The following is a 21754-nucleotide window of genomic DNA, read 5'->3' on the forward strand; positions in this document are numbered from 1 at the left end:
AGGTGAAGAGTGAGTGTATGCTACGGAGCAACCGATTAACATTTTGTTAGTGGATGACAACCCGGACAATCTCCTGGCGATCGAGGCGGTGCTGGGCGACCGAAGCTATAATCTGGTGAAATGTTTCTCAGGTGAGGAGGCTCTTCGCCGCCTGCTGAAGGATGACTATGCGGTTATTGTAATGGATGTGCAGATGCCAGGTATGGACGGCTTCGAGACAGCCCGACTGATCAAGGCGCGGGAGAAGACGAAGGAAATTCCGATCATCTTCATCTCCGCGACGAGCAAGGAGTCGGAGCATTTCTATACCGGCTATTCGGTCGGGGCGATCGATTACATGCTCAAGCCGTTCGTGCCGCAAATCTTGCGCTCCAAGATTGACGGCTTCGTCAGCATCTACATCAGCAACAAGCGGCTGCAGTTGCAGACGGAGCTGCTGCATCAGAAGACGAAGGAGCTGGAGCGAATCAATCAGGAGCTGCGCATTACGGCAAGCAAGCTGAGCAAGACGCAGGCACAGGCGCGGGTGGTGGGCGAGACATCGATTCATACGATGGTCACGTTCGACCAGGACGGCCTGATTCTGACCGTGAACCCGGCTGTGGAGCCGATGTTTCAGTATACGCCGCAGGAGGCCGTAGGCATGTGGATGGTTGAGCTGATCCCTGATCTTGCCGTGCTGGCGGGCGACTGTGAAGAGGGGAGTGGCGCAGGGCAACTGACAGCTCATACCGGTGCATTCATTCAGGTTGCTCCGCGGCGCAAGGATGGCAGCACCTTCGAGGCCGAAATTCAGATCGGCAAGGCGCTTGTGGACAATGAGCCCATCTTTGCCTGTACGATTATCGATATTACGGAGCGCAAACGGTTCGAGGAGGAATTGGTCCAGGCGAAGGAGCGGGCGGAGATTGCGGCACAGGCCAAGACGGATTTCCTGGCGATGGTGAGCCATGAGATTCGGACGCCGATGAACGGTGTGCTCGGGATGACGACGCTGCTGCTGGAGACGGAGCTGACGGAGGAGCAGCGGGAGTACGCTCATATTATTCGCAAGAGTGGGGATGCCTTGCTGCTGGTCATCAATGATATTCTGGATTATTCCAAGATCGAGTCGGGCAAGATGGAGCTGGAGGAGGTGCCCTTCCAACTGGAGGCCTGCTTCAGCGAGACGTTCGATCTGTTCAAGGCGAAGTCCAAGGGCGAGCATCTGACGATGAGTTATGTGCTGGAGGATGGCTTGCCGGAGGTTGTGGTAGGCGATGCAACGAAGCTCCGCCAGGTGCTGATTAATCTGGTCGGCAATGCGGTCAAGTTCACCCCAGAAGGCGAGGTTCTGGTACAGGCGCGCTTGCTGCAGGCTTGCCCGCATTCGCTGCTGATCGAGATCGCTGTCAAGGATACCGGGGTTGGCATTCCGCAGGACAAAATCCCGCTGCTGTTCAAGCCTTTCTCACAGCTCGACTCGTCCATGACCCGCAGGTTTGGCGGGACAGGTCTTGGGCTCGCGATCTGCAAAAACCTGATCGAGCTGATGGGGGGCACGATTCGGGTCGATCCGACCTGGCAGCAAGGCGCGGCCTTCATCTGTACGCTCCAGGTCAAGCGTTATGATGCCGCAGGAGCGGAGCTGACGGGGGAATATGAATATACACGCGCCTTCACTGCGATGCTGGAGGAGTCGTAGCGGCAGGAGAGCGAGGGTACCCCGCTGCTCGGCATGTAGGGTACTTCCCGTTGCATCGCATACGCGACGGTGATTGGCCGTTACCACAGTGTGCCGCTCAGCGGTGTCTTGTCACTACCGTAATGATTACGATATAATCCGAAGAAACAGGCTGGAGGTTGAAGACAAGATGACATTGCCAAAGGGTCCCATTCCGATTCATTTGTTGACTGGATTTTTGGGCAGCGGCAAGACGACGCTGCTCGCTCGTCTTATCGACTATTATCAAGCGATGGACAGCAAGGTTGCGGTGGTGATGAATGAACTGGGAGACATTAATCTGGACGGTGTGCTGGTTGACCGTCAGGTGCCGATGAGCGAGATGCTCGGCGGCTGCATCTGTTGCAGCATCCGCGGCGATCTCGGCGTGGAGATTCAACAATTGATTGCCGAGCATCAGCCGGATGTGCTCTTGATTGAATCGACAGGAGCGGCTAATCCGCTGGAGATTATCGATGGCGTGACAGAGGCGGCGCTGTTCACCGAGGTGGATCTGCGGACGATCATTACCGTGGTTGATGGTCCAGAGCTGCTTCGCCGTAGCCGCGACAGCAAGGGAGCGACCTTCAAGCTGATGAAGGAGCAGATTCGCTGCGCAACACAGCTTCTCATTAACAAGGCGGATCTGCTTGAGCCGGAGCAACTGGTGGAGGCGCAGCAGCTAGTCAGAGAGTGGAACGCGAAGGCGGCGCTGCATGTTGCCGTGCGGACTGTCGTTGATCCGGCCAGCCTGCTCGGGGAGTCTGGCGTCGAATACAGGAGTGGTCAGCAGGGTGATCGAGACGGGGAGTCTGAGAACAGCCGTCATGGTCGGACGAGCCATCATCCACAGCAGCATGAGAGCTGCGGTCACGGCTGTGCCCATGACCATCATGGGGAGGCGGGCTATGGCGGCCAGGCCGAGCAGGGAGCGCTTGGCAAGGGAGAACATCATAACGTTCCATCGGCCGGGGATGACGAAGCGACGGATCACTATGCGCAGGAGCGGTATGGGCACGAGAAGCCTGCTCATGGCTCCCATTCGCACGCGAGCCATGCACATCAGAGCCATGAGCATGTGATGGCTGTCACCTATTATTTGTCCGCTCCTGTGGACGGAGAGCTGTTCGAGGCATTCCTGAAGCAGCTCCCGGATGATATTTACCGTGCCAAGGGGGTCGTGACCTTCGCCGAGACATCCAGTCGCTTCATGTTTCAATATGCATACCGAGAGACGGATTTCCTGCGCATCAACCCGCAAGGGAAGGTGAATGATGTTGCCGTGTTTATAGGGGAGCATTTTTCCAAGGAGCTGCTGCTGGAGCGACTTCATGAGCTGGAGCGCACATCGGCTGAACTGCTGTCCAGCCGTCAGGGACAGTAGCGATATAGACCGCATATCTGGGCTTTCCAGAAAGTCCGATTTAAGCCATTTACAAATAACAAGCAAACACTGAGAATGCCGTATGGAGCGTTCTTGGTGTTTGCTTGTTTAGCATGGCCAGTGAGCGATTCTTTCCGTTGCAACAACTAATTTTACGGGGAGATGAAACCAGTACTTTGTCGAATACGTATATATATTAAGTCAGGTTGCGCGCATACCTGTACCATGCGGTCGTGCCTTCCTGGTTGTAAGACGCATATGAAGATGGGCTTATATTTCTACGAGACGCAGTTCTACCGTTCAGGGAGAATGACAGGCAGCGATGTAAGCTTGACGATTGACAGGATGTAGGAAGGAGCCAGCGCATTGTTTCATGATATTTTGAATTTTTTGAAGGATTTCGGAGCGTGGGGATTATTTATCCACTCCTTTTTTGACGCTATTATTTTCCCGGTGCCTGCGTTTTTCCTGCAGGTGTCCCTCAGCCTGATTGATCCATCCTCTGCGCTCTGGCTAGCGACTGTCGGTTTCATTGCTTGCCTTATGGGCACGCCCTTTGGCTATCTGATTGGCAAGGTGCTGGGCAAATCACTGTTGTACAAAATTTTGAAGCGAGAATGGGTGGACAAGGCGACGGCTATGTTCAAGAAGAACGGGGAGACCGCGATTCTAGTTGGGGCATTTACGCCGATTCCCTTCAAGGTGTTTACGATCTTGTCTGGCTGTCTCAATTTCCCCTTATGGCGATTGATCGCTTATGCAGCGATTGGACGGGCGATCAAGTTTTATGTCATTGGCGCTCTGTTTTATTATTACGGCCGTGCCGCCGAGAGTATGGTGGGCAAGGTTTCGATGTACATCTTCCTCATTGGAGTGCCAATCGTACTGCTCGCGCTCTGGCTGCGCAAGCGGATCATGTTGAGGCGGGCGGCCAAGGTCGAGGCTGCCGCCAAGTCCCAAGCCGATCTGTCTGCCGAATAAGCAACGGGCTGCCTTTAAGCTCGTCCCCCCCAACCCGGGGGCAATGACTCGCCATGCGCGAAGCATTGCCCCCGGGTTGTTTGCGTTGCGGTGCGCGGTTTTGATAGCAACGGCATATATACTGGAAAAAACTCATAAGTTGAAGATAGGAACATAGGGCGCAAGGAATGGAATATTCACACTTTAGGTTTTCCCAGCACTCCATTGTATAATTATATTAGGCTCGTAAAATATGCTAGGACGTGCATTGCACGCCCCGGGCAGCCAAAGCCTGGACAAGCTTTGGTCATAAGCCAGAAGTGAATACACCAGATGGGGAGGCCGAACATGAAGCGATCCGTTGTTGTTGTAGGAGCAGGCCCGGGCGGGCTGGCAGCCGCAATGCTGCTGTCGGCGCAGGGCTACCAGGTAACGGTTATAGAGAAGCAGCCGCAGGTAGGAGGCAGAACATCGGCGGTTAAGCTAGGGGATTATCGCTTTGACCGGGGGCCGACATTTTTAATGATGCCACAACTTTTGGAGGAGCTGTTTCAAAGTGTGGGGAGAACGGTTAAAGATTATTTAAAACTGATACAGGTTGATCCCTTGTATCGTCTGCAATTCGGTGATGTGAAATTTGAGCCTTCGATGGACAGAGAACAGACTGCCCGCCAGATTGATGAGCTGTTCCCAGGCGAGGCGGCAGGCTATCTGCGCTTTCTGCACGAGGAGGGGGAGAAGTTCGATAAGGTCATGCCGCTGCTGCGCAGGCCGTTCACTCGATTGACTGATTATTTGAAAGCGGATGTGTTCAGAGCGCTTCCGCGGCTTCATCTGACGGATACAGTGCATAGCAGGCTCTCGCATTACTTCCATGACGAGCGGATGAAGAGTGCGTTTGCGTTCCAGGCCAAATACTTGGGGATGTCGCCATGGGAATGTCCGGGCACCTTTACCATCCTCTCTTATATTGAGCATGCATACGGTCTGTGGCATCCGATTGGTGGCGTGAACCGCATCTGCGAAGCGATGGCGCAGGTGGCTGAGGAGCTGGGCGCAGAGGTGCGGCTATCATGCGGTGTGGCGGGCATTGTGACTGAGAATGGACGCGCGGTGGGCGTAGAGCTGGATGATGGCCAGACGCTGCGCGCCGATCATGTGGTCATCAACGCTGACTTTGGCACAGCGGTTACGAAGCTGTTCAAGCCGGAGCAGTTGAACCGCTATAAGCCGGAACGGCTGGCGAAGCTGCGCTTCTCCTGCTCGACGTACATGCTGTATCTAGGTGTGAACAGGGAGATCGACATGCCGCATCATACGGTATTGTTCGCCTCCGACTATGAGCGCAATGTGCGTGATATTATCGACGGTCGATTGACAGAGGATGCCTCCATCTACGTGCATAATCCGTCAGCGATTGATCCGACCTTGGCGCCTGCGGGCAAGTCGGCGCTATACGTGCTCATGCCGGTGCCGAATCTTGACGGCGAGACGGACTGGAGCGACCCATTGGTTCGGGAGCAGGTACGCCGCCGTGTGCTTGAACGTCTGGAACGCGAGCCGCAACTGCAAGGGATTTCGGAGCAGATCGAGGTGGAGGAGGCGGTGACGCCGCTGGATTGGGAGCAGTCTTTTTACGTGTACAAAGGGGCGGCCTTTAATATCGGGCACTCGGTGAACCAGATGATGATGATGCGTCCGCATAATCGGTTTCAGGATGTAGGCAACTGCTGGCTCGTCGGTGGGGGCACCCATCCGGGAAGCGGTCTGCCAACCATACTGGAGTCGGCGCGGATCAGCGCGGGGATGCTGATGGAGCAGGATCGTCGCAGAGGCGGTCTGTCAGGAAGAGCAAGCGGTTAAGGGAGCTGTACAAATATAGTTCTTCTGAAGGAGAATCCAAATGAATGTGGGAATTATAGGCGGCGGAGTTGGCGGGATGATGACGGCGCTTCTGTTAGCCCGCCAAGGGAAGCAAGCAGTGCTCTATGAGCGCCAGGCAGCTCTGGGGGGCAGGCTTGCATATGAAACGAACGGTGAGCACTACAGGATCGATCGCGGGCCAACGATTGTGCTGCTGCCGCAGATGCTGCAGTCGCTAATGGCGGAAGCGGGCATCGCGGAATCGGAGGTGGAGCTGATGCTCTGTGATCCGTTGTATCACATTCACTATGGAGACGGCACCAGGCTGACGAAATATCGGGATAGCGAGCGGATGGCAGAGGAGATGGAGCGGCTGTATCCAGGAGAGGGCGCGGGAGTACGGCGCTATTTGTCTGACATGAAAGCGTTGTTCAGTGCAGCACAGTCGCAATTTTTGGAGCGTTCATTTGTGCGCAGACGTGAATTTTTCACCCCTCGCAATCTGGGATTACTGAGCAAGCTGCAGGTGCATCTGAGCGCCAGACAACTGGCTGGCCGGTATTTCAAGAGGGAGCAGGCGATTGATGCATTCTCGCTGCAGACGCTGTATGTGGGCGGCATGCCAAGCGGATCGCCCTCATTGTATACGTTCATTCCCTATGCGGAGCATGCCTTCGGCATCTGGTATGTGCGCGGCGGCTATGCAGGGCTGTCCGAGGTGCTTGGTAGAAGGCTCCAGGATGCTGGTGTAGAGATGCGGCTTGGCGAGGAAGGAGAGATTGGGGAGATTATTGCGCGCCATGGCAAGGTACATGGGCTGAGAACGAAGACGGGGACGGAGCATCGGCACGATACGGTCGTGTTCAATGGGGACTACCCGCATCTGGCACATCTGCTGCCTGGAGTGAAGCTTCCTGCGCGCCGAGAGTATGTGCCATCATCGGGGACGATCATGATCTATGTCGGTACGGATCGTAGATGGGGCGAAAAGGATAAAGCTGTTCATACGAATTCGACTGACCAGTCAGTCATTATGCATCAGTTTTTTCTCCCCTCCTCGCTCACCGCAAGCCTGAAGCGGCTGGAGAGGGGGGAGATGCCCGCTTCATCGGATGAAGCGCCTGCCTATTATGTATTTAATCCGTGCGCGCTGGACGACCAGGCGGCGCCGCCCTCCCATTCCGTGCTGTACTTTCTGATTCCGATTCCGCTCACTTCCAAGTGGCGGCTGTCTGCCGAGCAATGGCGGGAGCGGGGGGCGCAGATGGCGGAGAAGGTGCTGGCAGATGCGGAGAGCCGCGCCTTCCCTGGCTTGCGGGCTTCGATCCGCTGGCAATCGGTGCGCACGCCAGCCGATGGCGAGGCGGAGGGCTGGTATCGCGGGGGCAGCTTCGGCATTGCGCCGACGCTGCTGCAATCCGGCGTGTTCCGGCCGCAGATGATTCCCTACAAGATTAACGGGCTGTATAGTGTGGGAGCGTCCATACATCCCGGCGGCGGCATTCCGATCGTCATGCAGGGCGCGAAGCTGGTGGCGGATCATATTGTGAAGGAGAGTAGTCCATGGACAGAGAGCTCATAGCAGTGCTGGACGCCTGCGAGGAGAGGATTAAGCAAGGCTCGACGACGTTTCACCGTGCGTTCAGCTTTCTTCCGAGCCCGCGCAAGGAGGCGGTATATGTCATTTATGCCTTTTGCCGATTGATTGATAATGCTGTAGATGAGCCGGAGAACTCCGAGTTTACGCTGGCTGAGCTGGAGGAACATTTTACGTATCTGGAGCAGGCGCAAGGACACTTCATCTGGCCGGCGCTCCGGTGGCTGTTCCAGACTTATCCGGTCTCCAAGGAGCCGTTCTATAAGCAGATGGAGGGTCAACGTCTCGATTATGAGTTAACACATTATGATACTATGGAGCAGTTGGAGACCTACTGCTATCTGGTTGCGGGAACCGTCGGAGAAATGCTCATCCCCGTGCTGCATCCGCAGCCGGATGAACGGCTGCGCGAGGCGGGCGTATGGCTGGGGAAGGCGATGCAGATTGTGAATGTTGTGCGCGACGTCGGCGAGGATCAGGGACGCGGGCGGCGATATATTCCGCTGGAGCTGCTGCATAAGCATGGCTATAGCGAGCAGGATTTTGCTGAGGGGCGAATAACCGGAGCCTGGACAGCTCTGGTGAGCGAGCTCGAGGCGACAGCACGGGGCTGGTTCGAGCTCGGACTGCTGGAGCTGGACAGCTATCCGACTGCGAGCGGCTTCTGCATGGAGCTGGCTGCTCGCATGTACGCAGCCATACTCGACGATGCCGCTTCTCACAGCTATGATGTGTTCCGCCGCCGCGCCTATGTGTCGTTATGGACGAAGACGGGAATACTCCGCGAGCTTGTTCGCAAGCATCGCTTCCTGCTGCCGGACAATTCTAATGGCGACAGCGTAGCGGTCATCTCATGAGGCAGGGCAAGGAGGCGGTGCCGCTGCCGCTGCGGACAATCCGCTATATCTTCTGGAGCTGGCTGTCTATCGGACTGCTGCTGATGCTGTTCTATCGTGTACCGGATATGCTGAGCTTCAGCAATGGCCTGTTCAATCTATTTTTTGCGTGCTATGCGTTTGTGCTGCTGTGGCTGGCAGATACCGGAGCTATGCAGGGCGGCAGCCTGTCTGCCAGCACGGCAGGAGCCGTCCGTGATCGGCGCGGCGCTCTGATCTGGCTGCGCATCGGTCTGATTGGCGCGGTCACCTTTGCCGCCGAATGGCTGGGTACAGCAAGCGGTGTGCCGTTTGGCCAGTACGAGTACACGGATGTGCTGCGACTGGGCGGCAATGGCGTCCCGCTATCCATCGCCTTCGCCTGGGCAGGCATCGTCGCTTGTGCTGCTCTCATCTCCACTGCGCGCACTCGCGTAATCAGGGCGCTGCATGTCGGCGGTATGGCGCTGTGCCTGGATCTCGTACTCGATCCGGTGGCTGCCGCGCGTGAGTTCTGGATCTGGTCAGACCCGCTCCGCTGGGGAAGCTATTATAATATTCCTCTGCAAAATTTTGTGAGCTGGCTCGTGCTGGCCATGCTAATGTCGCTGCTGCTGCCGCGGCTGGGTCCCGGCGCAGCCATCCGCAAGGAGGCGATGCGGCTCGCGCAGGGAATGCTGCTGATGTTCGGAGCGCTGGCGGTCAAGGAGCAACTGTGGTGGCCTGTAGCTATCGCCGGGGTGGCGCTCATCATGCTGGAGAGGAGCATCCGCCATGATCGAGGCACGCAAGAGTCGATGGTTTGACGCGGTTTTTTTTCGCTACAATCTGCACTATTTGCTGAAGCGACACTTTCATTCCATCGGCTTGAGCGGAACACTTGATCCGCAGTGGAATGCGCCATTGTCGCCAGGTTGCGCAGCGTTGTCGCAGGCACCGCACATGGCTGCGGCAGCCGCAGCCAGCAGGAGGGGGGAGAAGAGTCTGCATGAGGGCAGCTTGCATGGGGACAGCCTGCATGAGGGCAGGGCGGCATCAGGGCGCTCGGCCTCCACTGCTGCCGCTGCTTCGACCTCCAGTCAAGGCGTGCTCTATGTTATGAACCATAGCTCATGGTGGGACGGGCTGATTGTCTACCATGCCTTTCGTATGGTCTCGACGGGGGACCACTATGTCATGATGGATGAGCGCCAGTTGACGAATTATCGTTTCTTCAGCAGACTGGGCGCCTTCTCGATCGACAAGACGACGCTGCGCGGCATGGCGGTCTCGCTGGATTATGCGGCGCGTCTGCTGAATGAGGGCAAGCGGGTCTGGATGTTTCCACAGGGTGACATCTTCCATCTGGAGCATAGGCCGCTGGAGGTGAAGGGCGGGGCGGCATATCTATTGCAGCGAGCGCCGCAATGCGCTGTCGTGCCGGTGAGCGCGTATTATTCGCTGTGCCAGCATCAGAAGGCTGAGGTGACGCTGGTGGCCGGTCAGCCGCTTGCGGAGCCATGGCGGGAGCTGGGCAAGGAGCGGACGACCGCCTTGATTGCGGAGCGACTGCGTTCACAACTGGAGCAGCACAGAGAAATGGTCGTGTACAGGCCAGAGCGACTGGCGGGTGTGTTCATGCCGCTGCTAAGCGGGAGCGGCTCTGTGAGCGAACGCTTCGACAACTGGAGAAGATGGCGGCAGAGCGTCACCGGAGATTCTGCGACCATCAGGAAGGAGGAGTAGCGCATGGCGATGGCACACCCGTATAGAAAGGCGGCTGGACAGAAGCAGGTGCTGGTGATCGGCGCAGGCCTTGGCGGCTTGTCAGCCGCGATCCGGCTTGCTGCTGCCGGCTTTCGTGTGACGGTGCTGGAGCAGCAGGAGCGCCCCGGAGGCAAGCTGCAGCGGATCGAGGCAGGCGGATACCGCTTTGACCGCGGGCCGAGCACAATTACGATGCTGCACCGATTCCGGGAGGTATTTGCCGCAGCGGGGCGGAGGATGGAGGATTATGTGCAGACCTATCCGCTCGCTCCCGCGGCGCGCAATATATTCGCTGACGGCACACAGGTCGATCTGTCCGCATCGGCGGAAGCGATGGAGGAGCAGATGGCCGCCTACAGCCCGCATGATGCCAAGGCGTACCGGTTATTTCTGGAGGAGGCCAAGCGTCTGTACGAGCTGTCCGAGCAGCATTTCCTGAACAAGCTGCTGCTCGGCTGGCGGGACAAGCTGAATCCGAAGCTGGCGGCTGCATTCATGAGCATCCGCCCGCTCACCCCGCTGAACAAGCTGCTTGCCCGTTATTTCCGCCACCCGCATACGCTGGCCATGTTCGGGCGCTATGCAACCTATGTCGGCTCCTCGCCCTATGAGGCGCCCGCCCTGTTCGCCATGCTCGCTCATGTCGAGGGCTCGCTGGGTATCTATGGGGTCAAGGGCGGCACGTATGAGATCGTCTCCGCCTTTGCCCGCCTGGCCGCCGAGCTGGGGGTAGAGCTGCGCACGGGCACAGCGGTACGGCGTATCGTGGTGCGGGGAGGGAGAGCGGTCGCGGTGGAGACAGACGATGCGACCTATGCGCCGGATCTTGTACTGGCCAACCGCGACGTGCTGGAGGTGTACGGCTCGCTGCTGGAGGAGAGCGCCCGTCCATCGATGCCGCAGCACCGACTGGAGCGCTACGAGCCGTCTCTGTCGGGGTTCGTCCAACTGCTCGGCGTGCCCCGCCGGTATGACCGGCTGCTCCATCATACGGTATTTTTCCCGGAGCGCTATGAGGAGGAATTCGAGGCGATCTTCAAGCTCAAGCAGCCGCCACGCGAGCCTACTCTGTATATATGCAATCCGGCTGCTTCACTGGAGCCGGTCGCTCCTGCAGGAGGGAGCAGCCTGTTCGTGCTGGCGAATGCGCCGTATTTGTCAGAGAGCTGGGACTGGGAGGAGCAGGCGGGAAGCTATAAGGAGCTGGTGCTCCAGCGACTACAGCGGCTGGGGCTTGAAGGCGTGAACGAGGCAGAGGTCAGCTTAACCTATACGCCGCTGCAACTGCACCGCGACACGGGTGCGTACAAGGGGGCAATCTACGGCATCTCCTCCAATACGCCGGCGCAGACCTTCCTGCGGCCATCCAATCGGTCGCGGGACATCGACAATCTATGGTTTGTGGGTGGAACGACACATCCCGGCGGGGGCACACCGATCGTGGTGCAATCCGGGCAGCTAGTGGCCGAACGTATGATCGAACTCTATCAATAATATACAGGTTTGAGATTTGCGATAGGAATAATAGCCAACTGGCGGTATAATAAAAGGAGCCGTGGCTGGAGCATGCATCACGCTGCCAGGCCAATTTCTCAAACCATGATGGAGGAGTTTATAACGATGGAAAAAACGTTGATTTTCGGCCACAAAAATCCGGATACCGATACGATCTGCTCTGCAATTGCCTATGCCGATCTCAAGACGAAGCTGGGCTATGCTGTAGAAGCGGTTCGTCTGGGAGAAGTGAATGGAGAGACGGCCTTCGCGCTCAAGACGTTCCAGACGGAAGCGCCGCGCCTGGTGGAGGCGGTAGCCGGGGAAGCCAAAGAGGTTATTCTGGTTGACCATAATGAGCGCCAGCAAAGCGCAAACGATATTGATCAAGTGACCGTGGTCGAGGTGATCGATCATCATCGGATCGCGAACTTCGAGACGGCTGGACCGCTATATTACCGTGCTGAGCCAGTCGGCTGCACCGCAACCATCCTCAATAAGCTGTACAAGGAGAATGGGGTCGAGATCAGCGCGCCAATCGCAGGGCTGATGCTGTCGGCGATCATCTCCGATTCCCTGCTGTTCAAATCTCCGACCTGCACCGAGCAGGACGTTGCTGCGGCGCGCGAGCTGGCTGCTATCGCCGGTGTCGATGCGGACAGCTATGGTCTGGAGATGCTGAAGGCTGGCGCTGACTTAAGCGACAAGACGATCGAGCAGCTATTGTCGCTGGACGCGAAGGAGTTCCAGATGGGCAGCTACAAGGTAGAGATCGCTCAGGTTAATGCTATCGATCCGAATGATGTGCTCGCTCGTCAGGCTGAGCTGGAAGCGGCGCTCCATGCGACGATTGCTGCCAAGGGGCTGGATCTGTTCCTGCTCGTTGTGACAGACATTCTGAACAGTGACTCGGTGGCGCTGGCGCTGGGCAGCCAGGCGGCGGCAGTAGAGAAGGCGTATAACGTGGAGCTGCAGAACAATACGGCTGTGCTCCAGGGCGTCGTATCCCGCAAAAAGCAGATCGTCCCTGTGCTGACGGAGACGCTGAGCCAATAACAGAAGGTCGGCATGAGATGGCCCCGATTCCCGCATTCCGTGCGGAGATCGGGGCCATAGTTTGCTCCGGGCGAGAGCAGAGCCTGCAAGATATGTGCGGATGGCAAATGAATTCAATCCAGCCGCCTCTGATCCAGCCGCCTCTGATCCAGCCGGATCAGAGGCGGCTTCGTTGTGGATTGCTATGAGGCTGTCTGTCAGGTTCTGAACTTGCCCATCAGTTCAACCAGCTCCTCGACCATATGGGAGAGCGATGCGGATGCGGCGGTTACCTCTTCCATTGCAGCCAACTGCTGCTCGGATGCGGCAGCCACATGCTGTGAATTATCGGCGGATTGCTCGGCAATATGCTGCATCTGCGCGGCGGAGGCGGTAACCTCCTCTACGCTGGCGGCCATCTGCTCGGCTGAGGCTGACAGCTCGCCAAGCTGTGCATTTACCGCGCCCATCTCCTGCATAATCGTGGCGAAGATATGCCCGCTCCGCTGTACGGCTTCTACTCCGCGCTCTGTCTCCGCGGCGCCTTGCTCCATTGCGCTGTGGGCGGCTTGGGCTTCGGCGCGAATCTCGCCCGCGAGTCCGGCAATCTGCTCTGCCGCCTGGCGGGATTGCTCCGCAAGCTTCCGCACCTCCTCTGCCACGACTGCAAAGCCTCGTCCCTGCGTCCCCGCGCGCGCAGCCTCGATCGCTGCATTGAGCGCCAAAATATTCGTCTGGGCGCTGATGGCGGTAATGACACCGATGAAGCGGGAGATGGATTCGGACTTCATATGTAGCTGTTCGATCACCTGTTGAGTCTGACCCACCGACCTGGACACGGTGTCCATCTGGCTCACAGCAGACTGGATATATTCATTGCCCAGGCGGGTCTGCTCATCGATATGACCTGAGGCGTCGGAGATTCCAGACGCAGAATCGGCAATGCGCGAGATACCCGTCGCCAATTCATCCATTGTTCGCGACATCTCCTGTGCATCGGCGCGCTGCGATTCGGCGCCTGCCGCCACGCTTTGGATAGAGGTCGCGATGGTCTCAGCGGCCTTCCCGGTCTGCTCCGCGCTATCCGTCAGTTGCTGCGCGGTGGCGCCGATGGAGAGAGAATGCTCGGATACGGTCTTCACTGCATGACTCAGCGTGCCCATCATATCATTCAATCTGGCATTCATAACGCCAAACTCATCGTTCGATTTGACCTCCAGCCGCTCGGTGAAGTCACATTCGGACAGCTTGAGCGCCAGAGCGTTCACCTTGCTGATCGCCCTCACCGTAAAATGCACCACCAGATACATCAAGCCGCAGAGCACGACCATAATGATAGATGCCAGCATGATGGTGTTGCGCATCGTATCCGAATATTCTTCGAGTATGACATTCTTATAAGCGACTACCTGCAGGTACATATGATTATCGGTACTGCTCAGCTTGATCGGCGTGAAGATACGGATCACCTGCTCGCCGTCTCTGTCGGTTGAGTAGTGCGTATACTCTCCCAGCTTCACCTTGGCCCAGATCTCCTCTAGCTCAGGCCGACTGGCAAATGCCGTCTGCACCTCATCGACGTACCGTCCATTGCTAATAAATTGCCCGCCCTCCGAGATGATCGCCCCGTAGCCCCCATAGATGTCTATGCTCTTGGTCACCTGCTGCAGATGCTCAAGGCTGAAGTCGGCGCCGACAATTCCGGCGAAATTCCCCTTCTCATCCATGATAGGGATGACCATACTGTTGATCAAAATTTCCTCGCCATTGACCGGGTACAGATAGGGCTCGGACCAATAGGTGCGCATCGTGGATTTGGGAATCAGATAATAGTCTCCTGCACCTGGCGTTGTGTAGTCCTGCAACGGCACTGTACGAATCGTATCCCCCTTGCGGGTCACATAAGGCAGGTAGCGTCCGCTGGCATCATCATAGCTGTGCTTGCTCTGGTTCTCCTCATCCTTCCCGTCAAATGCCCCCGGCTCCCACAGCGTATAGAACGCCACAACATCGGTCTGCTTCTTCAACTCGGCTGCTAGCAGCCGGATACCATCCTCGCGGCTGAACGTGCCGTGCTGGCTTGCATCTTCAAACACCTCGCTAAGCGTGAGTAGTGTATTTTCGATGCGCTGCATGTCGGTCTGCAGCTTCTCAGCGGTGTTCTTGACGCTCTGGGCAGCGCTAAGCTCTCCCTTGGCTAGACTGAGCTCGTGCAGTTGCAGCACGTTGTAAACCAGCAGCGGTCCGAACAAGACGAGCAGCATGGTCAGGATGACTGTCACCAGCTTTGTTTTGACGCTTTGATTGTTGAACCATCTCATCGTTAGATTTCCCCTTTGCACAGCAGAATAGAGTGCAGCTCTCCTTATCTGATTATAATAGATAATCGACATAATAACTTAAATTTCGACAATTTTCTTATTAATCGATACACGGGCATGGGCAGGAAAATAGGCGGTCGAACCGGGTCGGTCGATAGATGAGTGAGAACTGGTGGCGGCTCTGTTAAAGTAAGCAAGCCCCCAGACATAATAGCGTCTGGGGGCTGCTATGTTGCAGATGCGATGCAAAAGATGCAGAAGAAGAGGAGAGGCAGAAAAATAAGATGCTGCTACTGACTGCTATAGACCGGGTGCGCCTTCGTAGCTGTCAGGCTGAAGGACGATGAAGTTCGTATGATCGATGCGCGAATGTATCTTTACCTCAAGCTCCATCTCGGCATACAGCTCTCTCCATCTCGGCTTTATGGCAGCCCACTGCTTGGGATATTTCCGGTGCAGGCGCTCGCCGATGCCAAGCACATCGCTTTTATGCTTCTGGGTGTAGCGAAAGAAGCGCTCGACTTCATTGCCTATACTTTTGTTAAGCTGGCTCTCCCACTCTCGGATCGTATCGGGCGTTATGGGGGTGTCGTTGCACTGAACACTATTCAGATTAAGATCTGTCCGAATCTCGATCTGCGTTCTCGGCTTCGAATTATTGTCCAGCATGACGTGAATTTCGGCTCGATTGTTTATATTTTCAAAGCTCATTGAATCCTGTCCGTCTGTGCAGGCAACCGTCTCGAAGGAGCCAATCATATTGTTGTTTGCCCGCATATAGCCTTTGGTATACTCGTCGGACATTTGTCCGGCCAGATGATCGCCCTGGAACAAATACAGGCCTTGTGCCTGGAGCAGCTTCAGTTGCCCAGCGTCCTTGTCTGTTACAACTTGAATAGAGGGAATGACCAAATCGCGGTATTGATTGATCAGCCCGGTATAGATATCGACCAACGTCACCTTGGTGGTCAGCGCGGTGTTGTCCCCGCCCTCCGTTAACCCCCGCAGCACCTGTGAAGTAATGGTGGTCATCGGTTTTTTGACCCGGAGGGTGTCGCTTGCCATCCCCTCCGTTATATAGACCAGAGTGGAATTCCGAAACTGACGGAGCCGCCGTATGGATTCGATATGCCGCTTCAGTCCCTGCTTGGCGAGCCGGCTGCTGATCAGAATTGAAGTTGTATGTCCCCATAGCAGTGTCCGGTCTGACTTGGAGCGTATATATCGTCCGGCCTCGAAGATGCTATTTCCTTTTCCGGAGAGATAGAAGGTCTGGTCCTGCATTCCCTTGGGCTGCTGTCCGCCAGGTGTGAGCCTGGCAATCTCTGCTGTAACGAATACCTTGCCATCATCCGCCACATCAAAGGCTGCGGAATGGACGATGTGCAGCTCGTTCAGCTCATGGTTGCCGCGGCAGCCGGTGATGGCAAGGCTCATGCACAGGAGCAGCTTGAGCAGTGCTGCATGTCTTCCAGCTTGCCTGCTCACCGCTGCCTCCGAAAGCGCCATTTCACAAGCGGTCGGAACAGACTTGGCAGCTTGTTGTCATAAGGATGAGGGCGCCTTATGATGACATCTGTCAAGTTGGCGAAGCTGAACGGCGCCGCAGGAGACAGATAAGGGATGCCAAAGGAGCGCAGGGAGGACATATAGGTAATCAGCATAATGAAGCCCGCCATGATGCCCACGTAGCCGAGCATGGAGGCAAGCAGCGTCATGCCAAATTGCAGGATGCGAATCACATAGTTGACGTCGGTAGGCGGCAGCGTGAAGGTGCATATTCCTGTCAGGGCCGCCACGATGACCATGATCGGTGAGACGATGCCAGCTTGAACCGCAGCTTGTCCCAGGATGAGTGCGCCGACGATGCTGACCGCCTGGCCGACCTGGCGAGGCATCCGAACGCCGGCTTCGCGCATGATCTCGAAGGCGATCATCATTGCGAAGCTCTCGACGACCGCGGGGAACGGCACGGGCTCCTTGGCCGCAGCGATGCTCTGCAGCAGCGGCGTAGGCAGCAGCTCATGATGAAAGGTTACCGTAGCGACATAGAAGGCGGGCAGGAACATGCCCAAAAAGCCGCACATCAGGCGAAGGAGACGGATGGTGGAGCTGACATAGTAGTTCCAGTAGTAGTCCTCGCTGACCTGAAAGGCCTGCAGGAAGGTGAAGGGCAGCAAGATGGCAAATGGCGTGCCCTGAACAACGACAGCCATCCGACCATCACGCAGAGCACCGATGACCCGGTCAGGCCGTTCTGTCGTCTCGGTAAGCGGGAACAAGGTATAGGGGTTGTCTGCGATCCATTCCTCGATCGTATTGCTGCCTAGGATCGTGTCTGCCTGAATCTCATCTATACGCTGGTGAAGCTCCTTCACGAGCTTGGGGTTGGTGAGCCCCGCAACGGACAAGATCGCGATGTTGGTACGGCTCAATGTACCAAGCTTTTTGAATTCGATCTTGAGGCGTGGGGAGGAGAAATGATAGCGCAGCAAGGCGATGTTATTTTGCAATGATTCGGTGAAGCCGCTGCGAGGTCCCTTGAGCACTGACTCGCTCGTTGGTTCATCGACGCTGCGCAACTGCAAGCCGAGAGCATGAATGGCAAGTCCGCTACCCGAATGGGCATATAGCAACACAGCATATCCTCCGGCGATCAGATCAGCCGCTTCCTCGAGTGTATCAATAGGCTGACTCTGGCGAAAGGGGGCGAGCATCCCTTCCTCGTTCTGCAGCAGCAGGAGCATCTGCTCCAGCTTCATCGGATCGGACAGCCCGTCCAGATAGCAGACGGTAGCTGCCCCCTGCTTATGCGGGTGGATCTCGGAGATGATCAGATCGTCAGCATGCTGAAGCATCTCCTGTAGCAGAGCTTTATTATGCTCTTTGTTATTGCTAATGGGTGTGTGGTTGGACATCTGAATCACCTTCGCAAGTGGATTAGGATGCTGCTGGCAGCTTGCGTCTTGCCAGCGCTGCCAGCAGCACTAGCATCGGCAACCCGAGCTGGAAGAGTACAAAGTACCAGGCGTAATGATCATAGAAATGGGAGATTTCGATCAGCCCCCAGGCCTTGTAATGGGAGCTTATGACAAATGCCCCCGCCAGCGGCCAGACGAAGCGGCCGGGATGGCGAAGCCGGAACACGGTGGAGAGCGCCTGAAGTCCCGCCCAAAAATATACCGTGATTTTGACAAATGCGCTCATCACCCATACAGCAACCAAGGCCGCGTCAAAGCGCTCGATATTACGAAACAGGCTAATATTCTGTATCAGGCTGATGCTTGGATAGGTGAAGGTGCTGGTGGCTTCCGCACCCAATACAACGATGCAGGTGACGACTGCCAGCAGCAGAATGAAGAAAATGACGCCCATGGCTCCGGCTATGTAATAAGGAGTCCGCTTCGTCTGCCGCACATGATTGAGAATCATCGAGATAAACATCAAGTCCCCGAACCACGAAGCGGAGAGCATCAAGCCTTTGAGCGGATGAAGCAGACCGTGCTCCAGCACCGGGAGCAGATACTCTGGATGGTATTGATTGATCAGCACACTATAGATGGCCATGAAGGCGGTCATGGTGATGAAGAAGATAATCTCGGACACTCTGGCAATAACCTCAATTCCAAGCTGAACCGCATATCCACACATGAGTGCGCCAACAATCAGATACCAGACAATGGGAATGGTCGGCTCCAAAGCAATAACAAAAAACTGGGAAAATTCCCGCAGCACCCATGTTCCTACATCGATGTAAAACAGCGTGCTCACCAGTGCCAACGGTCCGCCAATCCATCGTCCAAAGACGAGCAGGATCACGGAGATATAGTTGCGGCCGGGATACAGACGGTTGAGCCACACAAAGACGCAGACATTGATAATGCCTACGACACCTCCCATCAATACGAGATACCAGGCATCGCGCCCCCCGTAATGTACCAGGGTGGCGGGAGCGTACAAGCTGGACGTCCCTACTGTTGCGAGAGCTACTATAGCAAGCATTTGACGATTCGAGATAACAGTATGCTTGTCCATACGACGCCTCCTCTGCCAGATGATGTTAGTATGTCTTCGTCGAGGTAAAGTTTATGCATCTGCTCGTGTGCTTCAACGCTGCATAAAGAGAGGAGCGATTGGTAAAGGATAGGTAAACAAGATGAACATGAATGAAGGAGGCAGAGCGCATGGCAAAGAAGCGTTGGTTGTTCACCTATATCCCCATTATCACCTGGCTGCTCTTGATTGCCCTGCTGATGCCGGACAAATCCTGGTACCGCTTCATTGTTCATCAACCATGGGGGTTTATTGCGGTCAATAGCCTGACATTTATTCCAACGTTCTGTCTCTTATGGATCGGTGACCGTCTCTTTGAGGAGAAGCATCCGCAAAGCGTGATGGAACAGCGTCAAGGAACGGAACAAACTTCGGAACAGAAGCAGGAGCCAGAGCCGACGCTGCTGCATGAGAGCTCGGATAAGAATAAAGGAGTAGAATAAGCAAGGTATGAATTTCAGTAAAAATAATAGTAAAATTTTTATCAATATAATATTGATATTTTACTAGTTAAATGATATATTTTTTTTGATAACGTTTGCTTTTTTTTCGATAAATTATACTGCCGAGGATAGGAGTCGAGACGATGAGCAGAAGGTGGAATCCGGTGCATCCAAACGTAACGGGCATGCTGCACGGGGGGGACTATAATCCAGATCAATGGCTGGATTATCCGCATATTATTGATGAAGATTTCAGGCTGATGAAGCTGGCTTCGGCCAATACCTTCTCTGTTAATATATTTGGTTGGAGTGCAATTGAGCCAGAGGAGGGCGTATACCGCTTCGAGTGGCTGGATTCGATTATGGATCGGGTGGCCGAGCAGGGAGGCCATATTATTCTGGCTACGCCAAGCGGCGCGCGCCCGGCATGGATGAGTGAGAAGTACCCGGAGGTGCTGCGGGTAGAGGCTAATCGAGTCCGCAATCTTCATGGGGTGCGTCATAACCACTGCTTCACCTCCCCGGTATACCGCCAGAAGACACAGGAGATGAACCGCAAGCTGGCGGAGCGTTACAAGGACCATCCGGCACTTATCATGTGGCATATCTCGAATGAATACGGCGGCTGGTGCCACTGCGATCTGTGCCAGGAGGCGTTCCGTGGGTGGCTGAAGAACAAATATGATCATGACCTGGACAAGCTGAATCATGCATGGTGGACAGGCTTCTGGAGCCACCGCTACTCCAGTTGGAGCCAGATCGAGTCGCCAGCGCCGCATGGGGAGAATCAGGTGCATGGCATGAATCTGGATTGGCAGCGGTTTGTAACGGATCAGACGATCGACTTCTATCAGAACGAGATTGTGCCGCTGCGCGAGCTGACGCCTCATATTCCAGTAACGACCAACTTTATGGGCAATTACCCGCATATGCGTCCATTTACAGGACTCAATTATGAGAAATTCGCGAAGCATGTCGATGTCGTGACCTGGGACAGCTACCCGCCTTGGCATAATGACTGGCAATCAACCGCTTCACTGGCCAAGGATGTCGGCTTCGTCAATGATCTGTACCGGTCGTTGAAGGACGGGCAGCCATTCCTGATCATGGAGTGCACGCCAAGTCTGGTCAACTGGCATGAGGTAAACAAGGCGAAGCGGGCTGGCATGCATAAGCTGTCCTCGATTCAGTCGATTGCGCATGGCTCGGATTCGATTCTATATTTCCAATGGCGCAAGGGCAGAGGCGCATCGGAGAAGTTCCACGGCGCAGTCGTCGACCATGTAGGGCATGAGCATACTCGGGTATTCCGGGATGTGGCAGAGGTCGGTCAGGTGCTGAACCAACTGGCGCCGGTAGTCGGCAGCTCTATGGATGCCAAGGTAGCCATCGTATACGACTGGGAGACGGACTGGGCGATTGCGGATGCCCAGGGCTTCGGGAAGGAGACGAAGCAATATGCGGCGACCTGCCAGGAGCATTACCGGGTATTCTGGGAGCGCGGCATTCCTGTCGATGTCATTACGCCAGACAAGCCGCTGGACGGCTACAAGCTGGTGATCGCTCCGATGCTGTATATGGTGCGCGAGGGTTATGCGGCAAAGGTGGAGAGCTTCGTTCATAGCGGCGGATATTTTGTTGCCACCTACGCAACCGGGATGGTCAATGAGACCGATCTGGTCAACCTGGAAGGCAGCCCTGGGCCGTTGAAGAAGGTGCTGGGCATCTGGGCGGAGGAGATCGATACACTGTATCCGGCAGAGTCGAGAGAGCTGGTCATGACGGGGGGCGCCCGTTATGAGGCGAAGGACTACGTGGAGTTGATTCATCTGGAGACGGCGGAGGCGCTGGCCTCGTTCACTTCAGATTTTTATAAGGACAAGCCTGCGTTGACCGTGAATCGCCTGGGCGAAGGCAAGGCGTTCTATATCGCTTCACGTAATGAGACAAGCTTCCAGGACGACCTGTATGAGCGGCTGCTGGACGAGCTGCAGATCGGGGCGCCATTCCCGGTACAGGCAAGCAAGGGTGTGTCCGTGCAGGTAAGAACCGATGGCAAGACAGATTATGTGTTTGTGATGAATTTTACGGAGGAGCAGCAGACGGTTGGCTGGCCGGGAAGAAGCGGTCTCGCTAACTTGCTGACCGGCGAACCCGTTGGGGAACAACTGGAGCTGGAGCCATACGGGGCGGTTGTGCTCTCGCAAAGCCGCGAATAATCCAATGCATGAGGGGCATTACGACAGCAACATGAACTGGAAGCCGTCATCTACCTGGCGGA

The 21754-nt window shown here is 55.9% G+C and carries 16 protein-coding genes; 12 read left to right on the forward strand and 4 right to left on the reverse strand.

Annotation, left to right across the window (positions count from 1 at the left end; genetic code table 11):
• Nucleotides 1-13: 13 nt before the first annotated feature.
• The 10 genes from ACY1JZ_RS13265 to ACY1JZ_RS13310 all read left to right on the forward strand — a co-directional run bounded on the left by ACY1JZ_RS13265 (nt 14) and on the right by ACY1JZ_RS13310 (nt 12677).
• On the forward strand, nt 14-1684 hold the full coding sequence (locus ACY1JZ_RS13265) for an ATP-binding protein (protein WP_462629560.1): 1671 nt from the start codon (nt 14-16) through the stop codon (nt 1682-1684).
• Nucleotides 1685-1853: 169 nt separating this feature from the next.
• Complete coding sequence (locus ACY1JZ_RS13270; RefSeq protein WP_462629561.1) at nt 1854-3086, forward strand: CobW family GTP-binding protein; 1233 nt, start codon at nt 1854-1856, stop codon at nt 3084-3086.
• Between the two features lie 366 nt (nt 3087-3452).
• Nucleotides 3453-4067, forward strand: coding sequence for a YqaA family protein (locus ACY1JZ_RS13275; RefSeq protein WP_462629562.1), 615 nt, complete (start codon nt 3453-3455; stop codon nt 4065-4067).
• Nucleotides 4068-4394: 327 nt separating this feature from the next.
• A complete protein-coding gene (locus ACY1JZ_RS13280) occupies nt 4395-5909 on the forward strand; it encodes a phytoene desaturase family protein (RefSeq protein ID WP_462629563.1) in 1515 nt (504 codons plus the stop codon).
• 40 nt (nt 5910-5949) lie between these two features.
• Nucleotides 5950-7491, forward strand: coding sequence for a phytoene desaturase family protein (locus ACY1JZ_RS13285; RefSeq protein WP_462629564.1), 1542 nt, complete (start codon nt 5950-5952; stop codon nt 7489-7491).
• Nucleotides 7473-8363 (forward strand): phytoene/squalene synthase family protein, encoded by an 891-nt coding sequence (locus ACY1JZ_RS13290; protein ID WP_462629565.1) that lies wholly within the window; start codon nt 7473-7475, stop codon nt 8361-8363. Before ACY1JZ_RS13285 ends, ACY1JZ_RS13290 begins: the two co-directional genes overlap by 19 nt.
• Nucleotides 8360-9187 (forward strand): carotenoid biosynthesis protein, encoded by an 828-nt coding sequence (locus ACY1JZ_RS13295; RefSeq protein ID WP_462629566.1) that lies wholly within the window; start codon nt 8360-8362, stop codon nt 9185-9187. Before ACY1JZ_RS13290 ends, ACY1JZ_RS13295 begins: the two co-directional genes overlap by 4 nt.
• Complete coding sequence (locus tag ACY1JZ_RS13300) at nt 9156-10106, forward strand: lysophospholipid acyltransferase family protein (protein WP_462629567.1); 951 nt, start codon at nt 9156-9158, stop codon at nt 10104-10106. The genes ACY1JZ_RS13295 and ACY1JZ_RS13300 overlap by 32 nt, the downstream gene beginning before the upstream one ends.
• A 3-nt stretch (nt 10107-10109) precedes the next feature.
• The gene (locus ACY1JZ_RS13305) at nt 10110-11621 is read left to right on the forward strand and encodes a phytoene desaturase family protein (protein ID WP_462629568.1); all 1512 of its coding nucleotides are present in this window, start codon (nt 10110-10112) and stop codon (nt 11619-11621) included.
• A gap of 126 nt (nt 11622-11747) precedes the next feature.
• Nucleotides 11748-12677 (forward strand): manganese-dependent inorganic pyrophosphatase, encoded by a 930-nt coding sequence (locus ACY1JZ_RS13310; RefSeq protein ID WP_270165856.1) that lies wholly within the window; start codon nt 11748-11750, stop codon nt 12675-12677.
• Between the two features lie 197 nt (nt 12678-12874).
• On the opposite strand, the gene ACY1JZ_RS13315 is transcribed toward ACY1JZ_RS13310, so the two are convergent.
• From ACY1JZ_RS13315 to ACY1JZ_RS13330, 4 genes are all read right to left on the reverse strand, one after another.
• Nucleotides 12875-14977, reverse strand: coding sequence for a methyl-accepting chemotaxis protein (locus tag ACY1JZ_RS13315; RefSeq protein WP_462629569.1), 2103 nt, complete (start codon nt 14975-14977; stop codon nt 12875-12877).
• Nucleotides 14978-15277: 300 nt separating this feature from the next.
• A complete protein-coding gene (locus tag ACY1JZ_RS13320; protein ID WP_462629570.1) occupies nt 15278-16465 on the reverse strand; it encodes a Ger(x)C family spore germination protein in 1188 nt (395 codons plus the stop codon).
• Nucleotides 16462-17895 carry a spore germination protein gene (locus ACY1JZ_RS13325; protein ID WP_462629571.1) on the reverse strand — a complete coding sequence of 478 codons (1434 nt, stop codon included), beginning with the start codon at nt 17893-17895 and terminating at the stop codon, nt 16462-16464. The genes ACY1JZ_RS13320 and ACY1JZ_RS13325 overlap by 4 nt, the downstream gene beginning before the upstream one ends.
• 22 nt (nt 17896-17917) lie before the next feature.
• Nucleotides 17918-19012 (reverse strand): GerAB/ArcD/ProY family transporter, encoded by a 1095-nt coding sequence (locus ACY1JZ_RS13330; protein ID WP_462629572.1) that lies wholly within the window; start codon nt 19010-19012, stop codon nt 17918-17920.
• A 149-nt stretch (nt 19013-19161) separates the two neighbouring features.
• On the opposite strand from ACY1JZ_RS13330, the gene ACY1JZ_RS13335 reads away from it, so the two are divergent.
• Nucleotides 19162-19473 (forward strand): hypothetical protein, encoded by a 312-nt coding sequence (locus ACY1JZ_RS13335; protein WP_462629573.1) that lies wholly within the window; start codon nt 19162-19164, stop codon nt 19471-19473.
• Nucleotides 19474-19616: 143 nt separating this feature from the next.
• Nucleotides 19617-21692 carry a beta-galactosidase gene (locus ACY1JZ_RS13340; RefSeq protein WP_462629574.1) on the forward strand — a complete coding sequence of 692 codons (2076 nt, stop codon included), beginning with the start codon at nt 19617-19619 and terminating at the stop codon, nt 21690-21692.
• The last annotated feature ends 62 nt before the right edge of the window (nt 21693-21754 follow it).

This window comes from Paenibacillus sp. J5 (assembly GCF_054955055.1).

Excerpts from the sequence above, each read along its gene's own strand:
- ACY1JZ_RS13285 (WP_462629564.1), top strand. The coding sequence starts at position 5,950 with ATGAATGTGGGAATTATAGGCGGCGGAGTTGGCGGGATGATGACGGCG.
- ACY1JZ_RS13335 (WP_462629573.1), top strand. The coding sequence starts at position 19,162 with ATGGCAAAGAAGCGTTGGTTGTTCACCTATATCCCCATTATCACCTGG.
- ACY1JZ_RS13310 (WP_270165856.1), top strand. The coding sequence starts at position 11,748 with ATGGAAAAAACGTTGATTTTCGGCCACAAAAATCCGGATACCGATACG.
- ACY1JZ_RS13330 (WP_462629572.1), bottom strand. The coding sequence starts at position 19,012 with ATGGACAAGCATACTGTTATCTCGAATCGTCAAATGCTTGCTATAGTA.
- ACY1JZ_RS13270 (WP_462629561.1), top strand. The coding sequence starts at position 1,854 with ATGACATTGCCAAAGGGTCCCATTCCGATTCATTTGTTGACTGGATTT.
- ACY1JZ_RS13315 (WP_462629569.1), bottom strand. The coding sequence starts at position 14,977 with ATGAGATGGTTCAACAATCAAAGCGTCAAAACAAAGCTGGTGACAGTC.
- ACY1JZ_RS13295 (WP_462629566.1), top strand. The coding sequence starts at position 8,360 with ATGAGGCAGGGCAAGGAGGCGGTGCCGCTGCCGCTGCGGACAATCCGC.
- ACY1JZ_RS13340 (WP_462629574.1), top strand. The coding sequence starts at position 19,617 with ATGAGCAGAAGGTGGAATCCGGTGCATCCAAACGTAACGGGCATGCTG.
- ACY1JZ_RS13280 (WP_462629563.1), top strand. The coding sequence starts at position 4,395 with ATGAAGCGATCCGTTGTTGTTGTAGGAGCAGGCCCGGGCGGGCTGGCA.
- ACY1JZ_RS13305 (WP_462629568.1), top strand. The coding sequence starts at position 10,110 with ATGGCGATGGCACACCCGTATAGAAAGGCGGCTGGACAGAAGCAGGTG.
- ACY1JZ_RS13300 (WP_462629567.1), top strand. The coding sequence starts at position 9,156 with ATGATCGAGGCACGCAAGAGTCGATGGTTTGACGCGGTTTTTTTTCGC.
- ACY1JZ_RS13325 (WP_462629571.1), bottom strand. The coding sequence starts at position 17,895 with ATGTCCAACCACACACCCATTAGCAATAACAAAGAGCATAATAAAGCT.
- ACY1JZ_RS13290 (WP_462629565.1), top strand. The coding sequence starts at position 7,473 with ATGGACAGAGAGCTCATAGCAGTGCTGGACGCCTGCGAGGAGAGGATT.